Annotated in this window: 12 protein-coding genes and 1 pseudogene; 5 read left to right on the forward strand and 8 right to left on the reverse strand. The window is 42.4% G+C overall.

What is annotated here, in order from left to right:
* Nucleotides 1–36 precede the first annotated feature (36 nt).
* The 3 genes from ANSO36C_RS16675 (at nt 37) to ANSO36C_RS16685 (ending at nt 1,832) form a co-directional block, all read left to right on the forward strand.
* On the forward strand, nt 37–678 hold the full coding sequence (locus ANSO36C_RS16675; protein ID WP_251955437.1) for an ISAzo13-like element transposase-related protein: 642 nt from the start codon (nt 37–39) through the stop codon (nt 676–678).
* A 255-nt stretch (nt 679–933) separates the two neighbouring features.
* On the forward strand, nt 934–1,587 hold the full coding sequence (locus tag ANSO36C_RS16680; protein WP_251955438.1) for an aldo/keto reductase: 654 nt from the start codon (nt 934–936) through the stop codon (nt 1,585–1,587).
* Complete coding sequence (locus tag ANSO36C_RS16685; RefSeq protein ID WP_251955439.1) at nt 1,584–1,832, forward strand: aldo/keto reductase; 249 nt, start codon at nt 1,584–1,586, stop codon at nt 1,830–1,832. Before ANSO36C_RS16680 ends, ANSO36C_RS16685 begins: the two co-directional genes overlap by 4 nt.
* Before the next feature lie 243 nt (nt 1,833–2,075).
* Here the strand turns inward: ANSO36C_RS16685 and ANSO36C_RS16690 are convergent, their stop codons facing one another.
* The 3 genes from ANSO36C_RS16690 to ANSO36C_RS16700 all read right to left on the reverse strand — a co-directional run bounded on the left by ANSO36C_RS16690 (nt 2,076) and on the right by ANSO36C_RS16700 (nt 3,419).
* Nucleotides 2,076–2,306 carry a hypothetical protein gene (locus ANSO36C_RS16690; RefSeq protein WP_251955440.1) on the reverse strand — a complete coding sequence of 77 codons (231 nt, stop codon included), beginning with the start codon at nt 2,304–2,306 and terminating at the stop codon, nt 2,076–2,078.
* Nucleotides 2,284–2,736, reverse strand: a complete 453-nt coding sequence (locus ANSO36C_RS16695) for a class I SAM-dependent methyltransferase (protein WP_251955441.1) — start codon at nt 2,734–2,736, stop codon at nt 2,284–2,286. The genes ANSO36C_RS16690 and ANSO36C_RS16695 overlap by 23 nt, the downstream gene beginning before the upstream one ends.
* Nucleotides 2,737–3,158: 422 nt before the next feature.
* The gene (locus ANSO36C_RS16700) at nt 3,159–3,419 is read right to left on the reverse strand and encodes a hypothetical protein (RefSeq protein ID WP_251955442.1); all 261 of its coding nucleotides are present in this window, start codon (nt 3,417–3,419) and stop codon (nt 3,159–3,161) included.
* Between the two features lie 382 nt (nt 3,420–3,801).
* Here ANSO36C_RS16700 and ANSO36C_RS16705 point away from each other — a divergent pair, with 382 nt between their 5' ends.
* Complete coding sequence (locus tag ANSO36C_RS16705; RefSeq protein WP_251955443.1) at nt 3,802–5,862, forward strand: tetratricopeptide repeat protein; 2,061 nt, start codon at nt 3,802–3,804, stop codon at nt 5,860–5,862.
* A gap of 37 nt (nt 5,863–5,899) precedes the next feature.
* Here the strand turns inward: ANSO36C_RS16705 and ANSO36C_RS16710 are convergent, their stop codons facing one another.
* The 4 genes from ANSO36C_RS16710 to ANSO36C_RS16725 form a co-directional block, all read right to left on the reverse strand.
* On the reverse strand, nt 5,900–6,655 hold the full coding sequence (locus ANSO36C_RS16710) for a hypothetical protein (protein WP_251955444.1): 756 nt from the start codon (nt 6,653–6,655) through the stop codon (nt 5,900–5,902).
* A gap of 129 nt (nt 6,656–6,784) precedes the next feature.
* Nucleotides 6,785–8,335 carry a DUF1565 domain-containing protein gene (locus ANSO36C_RS16715; protein ID WP_251955445.1) on the reverse strand — a complete coding sequence of 517 codons (1,551 nt, stop codon included), beginning with the start codon at nt 8,333–8,335 and terminating at the stop codon, nt 6,785–6,787.
* A 416-nt stretch (nt 8,336–8,751) separates the two neighbouring features.
* On the reverse strand, nt 8,752–9,015 hold the full coding sequence (locus ANSO36C_RS16720; RefSeq protein ID WP_251955446.1) for a hypothetical protein: 264 nt from the start codon (nt 9,013–9,015) through the stop codon (nt 8,752–8,754).
* A 585-nt stretch (nt 9,016–9,600) separates the two neighbouring features.
* Complete coding sequence (locus ANSO36C_RS16725) at nt 9,601–10,131, reverse strand: pentapeptide repeat-containing protein (protein ID WP_190943176.1); 531 nt, start codon at nt 10,129–10,131, stop codon at nt 9,601–9,603.
* 268 nt (nt 10,132–10,399) lie between these two features.
* Here ANSO36C_RS16725 and ANSO36C_RS16730 point away from each other — a divergent pair.
* Nucleotides 10,400–11,289: pseudogene (locus ANSO36C_RS16730) on the forward strand (hypothetical protein).
* A 128-nt stretch (nt 11,290–11,417) separates the two neighbouring features.
* Here the strand turns inward: ANSO36C_RS16730 and ANSO36C_RS16735 are convergent.
* Nucleotides 11,418–12,812 carry a TldD/PmbA family protein gene (locus tag ANSO36C_RS16735; protein ID WP_251955447.1) on the reverse strand — a complete coding sequence of 465 codons (1,395 nt, stop codon included), beginning with the start codon at nt 12,810–12,812 and terminating at the stop codon, nt 11,418–11,420.
* Nucleotides 12,813–13,054 lie beyond the last annotated feature (242 nt).

A 13,054-nucleotide genomic window follows, 5' to 3' on the forward strand; every position in this document is an offset into this window, starting at 1 on the left:
TCAGGCATCAGATGAAAACCCCAAATCGTTTGCGTAGTGTCTATAGATACTAAAGCTAAGGTGAAGATTGGCAACCTTTCTAGAGGCGGTAAAGCTCGGACAATGGAGGCGAAAGCTGCTGATGACCACGATACACAGTGGTCATCAGTCTTAGTTCCCTTTGGCATTCTCAATACACATAATGACCAGCTATCGATTTACTTGGGTCAGTCGGCGGAAACCAGTGATTTTATCGTCGATTGTTTAACCGCTTGGTGGCATGAGAATCAACACAATTACCTGGAACTTGATGAGTGGGTGATTGATCTTGATGGCGGTGCCGCTACTCGCAGTAACCGCACACAATTTATCAAACGCATGGTTGAGTTGTCTTGTGCAATTAATTTAAAAATTCGACTGATTTATTATCCCCCTTACCATAGCAAGTACAATCCAATAGAGCGGTGTTGGGCTGCCTTGGAGAACTATTGGAATGGTGCGATTTTAGATTCTGTTGCCGCCGCAGCACAATGGGCCGCCAATATGACTTGGAAAGGAATTGCTCCCATTGTACATCTGGTTCAAACCACATATCACAAAGGAATCAAGGTTCTCTCGCAAGAGTTAGAACAATACCAACCCCAATGGCAGCGTTCTGAAACATTACCCAAATGGGATATTACTATTGTCCCTGTTTAGCTGGTACTTTATTTTCTTGCAAGTCCCTAAGTAAGAAGTTTTTACTCATTACTCATTACTCATTACTTCTCTTCTGCTCCATCAAACACCTTGAGCTTGTGAGAAATGCAACACAAGGCTTTGGACTTATCTTAGTGCCATTCGTACTTGAGTGTTGTGTTTTCAACAGTAGTAATTCACACCTCAGATAGCTGTTGAGAAAATATTTGCAGCTTAAAGTAGCAATTGTCTCAAAGATTCTTGAAGCAAGTAGATATGCAAACCAAACAACTTGGTAATTCGGAACTTCATATTACCCCAATTGGCTTTGGTGCTTGGGCGATTGGTGGAAGCGGGTGGGCTTTTGGTTGGGGAACCCAGGATGACCAGGACTCCATCGCAGCGATCAATCGCGCTCTCGATCTGGGTGTTAATTGGATTGACACCGCAGCTATTTACGGTCTGGGGCATTCCGAGGAGGTTGTTGCTCAGGCACTCAAAGGTCGATCTAGTCGCCCCTACATCTTCACTAAATGCTCGATGATTTGGGATGAGAAGGGCGAAATCGGTCGCAGCCTCAAGGCGGATTCTGTGCGGCGGGAAGTTGAAGCAAGTTTGCGCCGACTCGACATTGAAACTATCGACCTCTATCAGATTCATTGGCCCAACCCTGATTCAGACATTGAAGAAGGTTGGACAACTCTCTCTAAGCTTAAGGATGAAGGGAAGGTTCGCTATATTGGGGTTTCTAACTTCAATGTAGAACAGTTGAAACGTGTCCAGGAGATTGCACCAGTTACCTCATTGCAACCACCTTATTCACTGGTGAAGCGCGATGTAGATAAGAAAATTCTACCTTTTTGTAAGGGAAATAACATAGGTGTAATTGTATATTCGCCAATGCAATCTGGGTTGCTCACAGAAAGATGACACCTGAGCGAATTGCCAATTTAGCAGATGATGATTGGCGCAAGAAGAGTGATGAGTTTCAGGAGCCGCGTCTATCTCGTAACCTGAAGCTGGTCGAGGTGTTGCAGCACATTGCTCAACAACACGATCATCGCTCACCGGGTGAGGTAGCGATCGCTTGGACTTTAAACAATCCAGGGGTGACTGCTGCGATCGTTGGCGGCGCGCAATCCAAAGCAGGTAGAAGGAATTATCGGTGCTGGTGAATTTCGTCTCAATCAGCAGGAACTAGATGAGATTGCCACTTTCCTACGCGAGAATCCATAAAATATCTGATTTTAGCAGACTGGAGAAACCCACGCTTAAAAGCGTGGGATGGCAACCAACGAAGCAGAAACTTTACAGCAGATTTCAAGGAAGGTGAAGTAGACAAGCTGAGTCTCAAAAACAAGTTTAAAGCATATTTTTCTTCTGATTTCTGAATTCTGACTCCTAAATTATTCTTCAATTCACTTTGTCCCTATACCAATAATATGAGGACTAACAATCGGCAATTGTGCATCAAACCGCTCATAATTAACGCTGCTAAAACCAGCCTTTTCTAAGGCTATCCAAGTTTCTCTATCTGGATGACAACCATCGCCTATCACTTTCCAAACCGGACTAATTGTATTTTGTAGGCGTCGTAATAAACTTCCTTCAGGTGCAGCAACGTGTTCAATAAATAAGAAACTGTCCACCTGGCTTAAGTACTCTTAAAATTGCTTGTAATGTATAATCTATATTCGGCACTGAACACAAAACTAAGGTACTAATAACTGTATCTATGCTATTATCTTCAGCATCTAACCATTCAGCATTTCCAATGCGGAGGTCGATGTTTAAACCCAGTTTTCGTGCTTGTTTTTTGAGATAGGAATGCATGTATGGATTCGGTTCAATTCCTATCCAATGGATATCTTTAGGGTAATAAGGCAAGTTAGGGCCAGTTCCTGGGCCAATTTCTAACACTTTACCCTGAAGATTAGCAAAAAGAGAACGTTTGCGATCGCTCACAATTTTATCATACGTGCCGCTACTTTGAGCCATCATCCAGGCGAAAAAACGCTTACCAAACTTTGCATTAATCTGATTTGGTGAATCTCCAATAATTTGGTTTACAGTCATCATCCATTTCCTAATTTTTGAGGCTATAAATTGGTGTCACAAGCAACCATTTATAGCCTTAAGATACGATACTTTATGTTTTTTAGACTTCATCCATTAGACTCACCCGATAGGATGATTTTTAATAATGCTCGGTTTTGGATTTTAAATATAAGATGTCATTGCGAGTGAAGCGAAGCAATCCCAGAGACTTTGCGATTGCTTCGCTTCACTCGCAATGACGGAACATATTATATTTATTTACGCCCATTTACTTAAAGGTTTTTTCTTTGCCCTATCCCATTCCCCTTTTCCCCTTAACCGACAAATATTAGGATGATTTTGATTAAAGATAACAAAGAGCGTTCCGCAATGAGGAACGCTAGATTTTGGTAAACTCTGTTAAGATAATATAAATTTAAAAGAAAAATTGCTAGTTGCTAAAATTAGGCATGGAGATTCGCTTGTTCTTGCAACCACGGGTCTACAGGTTGTCCATCCTTGCGGCGTAATTCAATTTCCACTACCATCACTTCTTTGGAACCAGGAGGCGCAGTTTTTTTATTGAAAATAATGTCATAATCTTCTGGATTGTGTTTGCGTTCTTTCAACCATTCCTGCACCTTAGTTGTAGCAAAAAATGATTGCCCTTGCTCAAACATTCGGGTAATGTGCAATTGCAATGTATAAGGATTTATGCGACCCATTTTTACCGCCTTTGTTACGTGAATTTTAGGACAAGTAATCGCTTGACCTAGATAATCTAATATTAGTGCGAAGTACCGACACCTGACACTTCACGCATAGGTAGAAATTGCATATTCAACGCCCTACTAGTCTATCAAGTTTAAAATCATAGGTAAGCAAGTTCATAATAAGGACTAAAGTTCTTACTACAAACCATAATGTCAAAAATATAACTATCTTACCTACTGAAATTATACGTATAGCAAGGCACGAGAGAACGGATTTGTTAAGGATTATTCAGCCTTTCTCTGTGCCTCGACAACATTTAACTACTTAATTCTGTTATAGATTGGAGAGAAGCACGCCGCTTCAAAAACTGACCAACAGACCGAGATGGTTGTTATGAAGAGCAAAAATCAAGCTGTTTTCGCTTTAATTGTAAAAAGTACTATTGTATTTTTACCTTTACTGCTATCCCCTGGAATTGCCAGTGGACAATCTACACCATTATCTTCCCCGACACTAACTCCTACTCCGGTGTTATCGACTCAGGAACGGGAAGAATTAGCGCGACTAAGAGCAGAAAAGCGAGTTCAACAGCAAATTCAATCTGATTTTAAGAGCGCTTTTAGCCGTACAACTATTTTACTTGATGTTTGGCTAGTTATATTAAGTCTATTTCCAGTAGCAATCATTGGTTTATTATGGCTGCTGCGACGAGTGGTAATCCGGGAAATTGTTGATAGAGCAATGCAACAATTACGAGGCATGGAAGAATTGCAAAATCAGCTAACTACTGTTAAACAAGAGGCTGAAAATATTATTCAAGAAGCTAAAAAAATAAATTATGAATTAGAACAGGAAACAACTGCTTTACAACAAAAAATTAAAAATGAACAAGAGAATGTATCTATCTTGACATCTGAGCTAGATTTAGCTAAAGCACGGGTGTTAACTAGATTAGAAACTCAACTAAAAACATCTCAAGAAAATGTAGAAAAATTAGAGTCAAAATTTGCTTCTGGGCTATCTAAGTTAGAGTTTGATGCTCAACAACAAAGAGATATAGCACTGAATAATTTAGGAAACTTAGCATCTATAATAGCAGAGGATTTGTCTAAGTTAAAGTTAGGTGTGCAACAACAGCAAGAACTAGCAGTTTATGATTTAGAAATATCAAGGTCTGAGTTTGCTTCTCAAGTTTCGGAATGGCAGTCTGATGCTGAAAAGCAAAAGGATATAGCTTTTGAAAGCTTAACCAAATTGCAGTTAGACTTTGCTGAAAAGCTATCTGAATTACAGTTAGATGCTCAAAAGCAGAAAGATATTACACTTGAAAATTTGGCAATATTCGATAAAGACTTGAAATTTCAATTATCTGAATTACAGATAGATGCTCAGGAACAAAAAAATAAAATTGTTGACAATTTAGCAGCATTGCAGTCAGAATTTACTGCTCAACTATCTGAATTACAAGTAGATGCTCAAAGGTGCAAAGAGTTAATTATTGAGAATTTAGAAAAATCTGGTTCTGAGTTTACTTCGCAATTTTCAGAATTACAATGGAATATTCAACAACAAAAGATTCTAATTTTAGAAAAGTTAGAAAGATTAGAAACTGAGTTTGTCTCTCAACTATCTGAATTACAATTGGATGCCCAAGAAAGAAAGGATCTCATCCTTCAAGAACTAACTGAAATTACACCTGAATCTATCTTAGAGATGGTGAATTCTGAAGTTAAGGAAGAAATACAAAAACAACCAGAATTCACTGTTGATGAATATGTACAACAGGGGGATGGGCTGTTTTCCCAAAGGCGTTATGAAGATGCGATCGCAGCTTATAATCAAGCGGTTAAAATCCAACCTGATGAACCTGTGGCTTGGTTAAAACGAGGTCTAACTCTGGGGAGGTTAAAACGTTACAAGGATGCGATCGCATCTTATGATAGAGCTATTCAGATTCAACCAGATTATCATCAAGCTTGGTGCGATCGCGGCGTTGCTTTTGGTAACTTACAACAACATCAGCAAGCCTTTGCCTCATTTGATAAAGCTACACAAATCAAGCCTGATGATGCCATTGCTTGGTTGAATCGCGGTCTTTCGTTAGTAGCATTAGACCAATACGAAGAAGCAATAGTGTCTCTAGATAAAGCTTTAGAATTCCAACCCGATTCTCCCAAAATCTGGGATAAACGTGGTTATACTTTAGTAAGATTGGGACGCGATGATGAAGCGATCGCTAGTTTTAACAAAGCTTTAGAAATTAAGCCAGATTATGCCAGTGCCCATTACAACAAAGCAGCCTGTTACGCACTGCAAAGACAAGTTGACCGATGTTTGTTAACTTTGCAACAAGCAATTGAGCTTAATCCTAAGTATAAAGAAGACGCAGCAAGTGACCTAGATTTTGATGAGATTGCCGACGATGAGCGTTTTAAGCAATTGGTTGCAGAGTAAAAATCTAATAATTGGGCATTCTTGCTCCCCCTGCTCCCTACTCCCCACTCCCCCAACTTGAATTTTGCTCCCCAGACATTGCTTTGAGTTTAGATGTAAAAGAGTCAGTGCGATCGCTTTTTTCGGGAGTAAATTGTCCAATTGGGGCATGAATAGCAGCAGGTGGGAGCAGCTTCGGCTGTCGTTGATGATGGCTTGCTGATGAATAAGGCGATGGACTTTCTGGTGAAGTTTGCCTTTGGCTGACAGCAGAGGATAGCTGGAGGGTTTTCGCAGAGGGAAATTTCCCAGACAGAGGGGACTTTAAGACAGTTTTATGATCTCTATCTTCCTGCTCTTCTTCTTGACTCAAAGATGTCCTTGGTTCAGAACTGTTGAGTTGTAGAGTTGCCGTATTGCTGTATTGATAGCCATTACGAATTTTAGCTGGTGGTAATTGAGGACTTGTTATCTCTACAGTGGGGTTTTTCTTCGCTGGCGATAGGCTTGGTGCAAGCGATGAGGTTAAGCTTTGGGGAAATTTGCTACAAATCATCCGTTCAAATTCCATGTTGAAATGATATGTAGCCTGATCCCGGCGCTGCCAAAATACTAATATTTGCTGCACGGAAACCGCTTTATAACGACCTTGATATAGCGCCTCAATCACTGCCAGGTGTAGCCAATTCAGGGGGTACTGCGTTTGCCAACGCTCAACTAGCTCATTGGCAGTATAGCCACTGAGATCAAAACTATAGTTAATTAATAAGGCGATCGCTAAGTTGGCAGAAGTATCTGGAAGTGTTGTTAACATGGGGCTATTAGCTTTCGGCAATAGGTCTAAGATTTGTCACCCATCGCATATTAGCCTAACGTGCTTTTAACTACATGGTTTTTTTCCACGAGTTACTAAGCTGATAAGCAGTGTTTCCTATTCTACTTGTCAACCTCTAGAATGCAACCCTACATAGACAGATTTAATCGCAGATGTTCGCCCAATGGCAACTAATGCCTGATAAATCATTACTGCAACTTCGGCGCGTGTTGCTTCCCGTAAAGGTGCAAGTAGTTTGGGATCTGGGTAATTGACGATAATTTTTTGTTGTGTAGCAGTAGCAACGGCTTTTCGGGCATAGTCGGGGATGGTATGACGATCGCTATATACTTCTAAAACATCACTATCAACTGCTGGTAGTCCCAGCCCGTATACTAGGGAGACAATCACCTGTAATCGTTGCACATTGTGATCGGGGCGGAAAGTGCGATCGCTAAATCCGCCAACAAAGCCACCGCTAGCCGCGATTTGGATAGCCCTATAAGCCCAAAAATCCTTGGGTACATCTGTAAAATCAGATGCCGAGATTTTGGGAAATGGGTTAAAAGCGATCGCTACCAGAGATGCATACTGGGCGCGAGTCATAGATTTATCTGGCTGATAGTTACCATTGGCAAAAACATGAGTTAAATCCATGCTCACTAATGCCTGAATAAATGGTTCTGCCCAATGCCCATCTAGTTCGGGAGACGCGGGGAGGGGAGAGGGAAAGGGGAGCTTTTGAGATGGAGACTCTATTGGGTTGTCAGAAAAACGGGTGTTAACTGTTACTTCATTAGCGGGGATCAATTCTATCAAACCTTTGATTAAAGAAGGATTGAATTGATTACCTACGGAAACTAGCTTTTCTCCGGTAGCATTATACAAATCAAATTCATTTTGATCACGAAAAATATTATCGCCGGGATCTTCGGTATTGCCTAAATCTGGAACTGCATTGCCATTGACTAATAGACCACCTTGGGTATTTTTAGTAATGAGATTTTGACGTAGCACAGGTTGGGCGTTGCGAGAAAGTGCGATCGCCGTGCGATTTTCTGATAATTTATTATTGGCGATCGTAGGAGCGGCAAAGTCACTAATTGCTATGCCCAAGGGGTTTCTTTCAAATACATTCTCTACTACTTCTCCCTGGCTATGACCTGCCATCACTAACCCGCTAGCAGTATTTTGCACAAATATGTTATTTAAAATTGTGGGTTTGGCAGTACCAGTGGTAAACACACCTTCCCGCCCACAGCTGCTAAAAGTATTGTTAGCTAAAGTGGGTGCAGCCGATTCAATCCAGATACCAGTACCTTTGACTGACGGATTGGTAACAGTTACACCTAAAAGACTGGCATTATCTACCAAAAGCAGCGTAATATTCTGCATACCAAAGCTAGGGCTTTGATACTCGCCACTCCCGGAAATTACGATCCCTGCGCCTTTGTTAGCTTCGTTACCTACCACTGTCGCCCCTCCAGGGATAACCAGTGGGAACACCTCATCATTAGCGCTGCTGTAAATCCCCGATTCCAGATGAATTATCGTGGGCATCTTGGTTACTTTTAAGGCACGGGTGAGGCTTTTAAACGGACTCAACCGTGAACCAGTATTGGTATCATTCCCTGTCATAGGGTTGACATAGAGTGTGACAACGAGGATAGAGTTCACCATTGATAGTTGAGAGTCAATTGTTTAATTATGACAATCTTGAAGAAGAATTCAGGAGTCAGAATTCATGCTGAATTCTGTTCGATAAATAACACTACTTGTAGCAAACTTTTTCAAAGTACTACCTTTGTGCGTAGAAAATATATCCACGTTACTTTTTTTTGCAAGTGGAGTATGCATCAATACAGTTCAGTTAAGCAATTTTTTCCTTCTCTTTCTTCTCTCTGCGTCCTCTGCGCCTTCTCTACGAGACGCTACGCGTTGGCGAAAGCCTCTCGTAGAGAAGGCGGTAGCCTGCGGCAAGCCGTTCGCGTAGCGTCTCGTAGAGAAGCGTCTACGTTAAAAAATTGACTTTGATAACAGAGTTTTAGCCTTAACTGAACCGTATTAGAGTATGCATGGGGTTCTTGGCAACTATTTTATGATGATGAAAGGTTACGCGCTTTAAGGCAGAAAGGTTTTAAGATTTTGCCTGTCGTCGTAGAACTTGTGACAAGGCGTTGCTGATTGGAAGGCGTTGCATTGACCTGCACCTTTGTTGCATCGACCTGCACCTTTGTCACATCGACCTGCACCTTTGTTGCATCGACCTGCACCTTTGTTGCATCGACCTGCATCTTTGTCACATCGACCTGCACCTTTGTCACATCGACCTGCACCTTTGTTGCATCGACCTGCACCAAAACTTTTTAAGGGTGCAATCTCAAAAGCCCCCAACTTCAGTTATGGGGGAATGGCACTAAGAAAAGCCCAAAGGGTTGTGTCATTTTGTTCCCAGCCTCCAGGCTGGGAATGTATTTAAAGTGGGCTTCTGCCTCTTGTCAAGCTACTGGAGGCTCCGCCTAGGGTGTTGACTCTGTGCCTTTTTAGAAGTTAACAAATCATGCAAAATATGTGTAGTCATTGCGAGCGGAGCGTTCACGGAGCGTCTCGTTGGCGCAGCCTCTCGTAGAGAAGAGAAGCAATCCCAGAGATTTTGCGATTGCTTCGCAAAGCTCGCAATGACACAAGAGAGATTTTGCCCTGACACAAAAATAGTTAGGACTTACGCAAAATATCTCTCAAACTCTGATTTCTCCGTGTCCTCTGTGCCTCTGTGGTTCGTTATTCCATAACTCGTGCGTAAGTCCTAATAGTATGAGTCAAAAACGCCCAAATTTCATCAAAGTCAACAGCCTAGGCAGAGCCTCCCAGAATGGGTTCCCTGCCTCTAGGCAGGGAACCAGTCAGAATGTTTTGAATTTTGAATTTTGAATATGGGGAATGCATTACACATTCCCATCTAAGACTGTTCCTTCTATATTGGCTCCATCCAAATTTGCGCCGCTCAAATTTGTCTGGTTCAAATCTGCTTGAGTGAGATTTGCCTGGGATAAGTCAGCTACAGTTAAATCTGCACCACTCAAATCGGCTCCATCTAGATTTGCCGCTATCAAGTTGGCTTCTTGCAAATCCGCGTCACTCAAGTTGGTTTCAATCAGTTTAGCAACCGTCAAATCAGCCTGACTTAAATTAGCTCCTTCCATTGCGGCTCCATCCAAAATAGCTCCATCTAAAATAGCTCCGCTTAAATTACTACCACTGAGGTCAGCATTGCTCAAATCTGCTCCATTTAAATCTGCCTCAATCAAACTGGCTTGGGCTAAATTAGCGTGACTCAGATTAGCTCCATCTAAAATTGCTCTATCTAAAATTACGCCACTGAGATTGGCTTCCCTTAAGTTCGCCTCGCTTAAGTTGACACCAGTAAAGTCTCTGACACCTGCGGCATAGTTTTTCAGGAGTTGATCTGCTTTCATATCTGTCACTGTGCTAAGGAACGTTTAATTGATTACCCAGACAAGCAGCAAATCCCCAGCACGCGCTACTGAGAATTGATGTGGTGAATCAAACTAGGGTGAATATTTAATCGTATTTATTTATGATAGCCATACCCAACTACTGGCGCTACTACCTAGAGTTATGAGTTACTTTCATACTTAAGACGGATGTTGCTGACCTTAAAAATTTGAGCATTAGTGCAAAGCGATCGCTATACTCAATTGTGGTGTTCGTCTGGCAGAGGTTATGGCAAAACCAATTCGTATTCTTTTGCAGACTACGATTCCTACGACTGAAAATGACTGGAGTATTTTTCGTTTCTCGATGTTACAAAATTACTTAGCATCGATTCAAGACGAAGCAGGAAACTCCTTATTTGAAGTTACAGGACGTGATTATGAATCAGATGCAGTCGGTGGCGATCCAGTTTTAAGTAATTTGGATAAATCAGATTTTGATGAACTTTGGCTATTTGGCTTAGAGGTGGATAATGGTTTAACCGAAAAAGACATTGCCGGAATTAATGCTTTTCGGCAACGCGGCGGCGGGATTTTGACAACACGCGATCATCAGGATATGGGCTGCTCAATGTGTGGTTTAATTGACATTGGTGATGTCCACTATTTCAACACCAAAAATCCTGATCCCGATGAATCTCGCTGGAGCCGAGATGACTCATACACAACTTATATCTCCTGGCCCAACTATCATTCTGGAGCTAACGGCGATTATCAAAAAATTACCGTTGTTGAACCCATTCACGAACTTTTAAAAAATCCTAATTCACCTTCAGGAAGTATCGAGTTTTTCCCAACACATCCCCACGAAGGCGGTATTGGCGCACCTGGGGGCAATACAAGCGCGCGGGTAATTGCCCTGGGTAAAAGTTTAGTTACAGGTCGTAACTTCAATTTGGTTGTAGCGATCGAGCATCATCAAGATAACCAGGGAAATGTATTAGGACGAGCAGTAGCTAACTCCAGCTTTCATCATCTAGTAGATTACAACTGGGATATTAATAAAGGCTGCCCCACTTTTGTAGATGAGCAACCAGGAGATGGGATGAAAAAGAGCCGCGTGCCTTAGAAGATATCAAAGCCTATGTGCGTAACGTCGCTTTCTGGCTAGCAAATTGATATTCTCGGTGAGTTTTGATGTTTGTGGTATAGCGGTTATCGTTTACGTGAGGTACACCCGTAGGGGCACGGCATGCCGTGCCCCTACAACTTGTCCAATACAGACCTAATGCTACAAGGGTTGGAGTTTATGTTTCCCCGCCAACCACTACATCTCGAATTCTCAGACTAGGGCCACCACAACCCACAGACAAGCCATTTTGTCCTCCTTTACCACAACCGCCAGATTCATCCCAGTAGAAATCATCACCAAGCGCCTCAATATCCGCTAAAGTTTGGAATACATTTCCTGAAAGCGTCACATCCCGCACAGGTTCAGCAATTTTGCCGTTCCTAATCATCCACGCTTCCCCAGCACTAAAGGTAAACATTTCCCCATTTGTCATTCCACCCAACCAATTACGGGCATAAACTCCTTCTTTGATATCGGTGAATAAGTCTCCAACTGGTGTTTTACCCCGTTCAATCCAGGTATTTGTCATCCGCACAATAGGGGTAAAGTGATAGTTGAGACAGCGAGCATTACCCGTAGGTGCTTCTTCCAATTTGCCAGCAGTTTCACGAGAATGTAAACGTCCAACTAAAACACCATCTTTAATTAGTTGAGTAGTAGTAGCAGGCGTACCTTCATCGTCGTAAAAATAGCTCCCGCGATGTCCCTCTGGAGCCGCACCATCAAAAATTTGCAGTTCTTCTGGGCCAAACCGCCTTCCGATGGTCATGACTTCCAGCAGATCGGGGTTTTCATAAGCCATATCAGCCTCAGAAAGATGTCCGAAAGCTTCGTGGACGAATAAACCCGTGAGAATTGGGTCAATGACAACGGTGTAAGTATTGCCTTTGACCGATGGCAGAGATAAAGCGGCGATCGCTCTTTGAGCCGCACCTTTTACCTGTTCATCCAAATCAGTTAAATCTTCGTAAGCTTTGCGAGAGCCAGTAGTTTCCCGTCCAGTTTGTACGGTTTCGCCATTTCTGGCGGTGGCGGCAAAGCGCATTTCCATATCTACCCAAGATTGCTCGATCAAAGTGCCTTCTGAGGTAGCAATGATCACTTTTTGGGCGCTGTCACCGTAACGCACCGAGGTGGTGGTAATCCGGCGATCAACGCTTTTGAGCAATTCAGTATAGCGATCGCACAATTGTTTTTTTTGCGAGAGTGGGATATTTCGCGGGTCTGCGCCTTTTAGGGGGAGAATGCACACTGCTTGCACCGGGTCAATGGGTGCAAGTAAAGTTTCTTCATCACCAACCATCCGCGCAGCAGCGATCGCTTCTTCTATCCGATCCTGGATTGTCGCCAATTCGTTAAAGCAGCTCAATCCCCATCCACCTTTATAACAAGCGCGAATATGTCCACCAATGGAGATGCCTTCACTGAGAGTTTCCACCTTGTCGCCACGCAACAAGATATCAGTCCCTTCTGCTTCTTCCAGGCGAATCATCAGATAATCTACACGCCCACAGTAGCGTGCGATCAGGTCAGAAAGTAAATTTTGTGCGTCAGCAAGTGTAGTCGGCATTTTTAATTAGTAACAATGACGAACTGCATTTATTTTGCAATTAATTGGGGAACTTCTGCTAAGGAATTTCCTCCATGAGTGCCAGTAACCTTTCTGTCACTAGCAAATTATCTTCAACCAAGCGAACCGATTGAAGAAGAATTCAGAAGTCAGAATTCAGGAGTCAGAATAAAGACGCGACGCTCGAATACTCGCTAACGCGGACTCGCTAACGCTTCTCTACGAGACGCTAAAAGCGAACG

The sequence above is a fragment of the Nostoc cf. commune SO-36 genome, from assembly GCF_023734775.1.
GTDB lineage: Bacteria > Cyanobacteriota > Cyanobacteriia > Cyanobacteriales > Nostocaceae > Nostoc > Nostoc commune_A.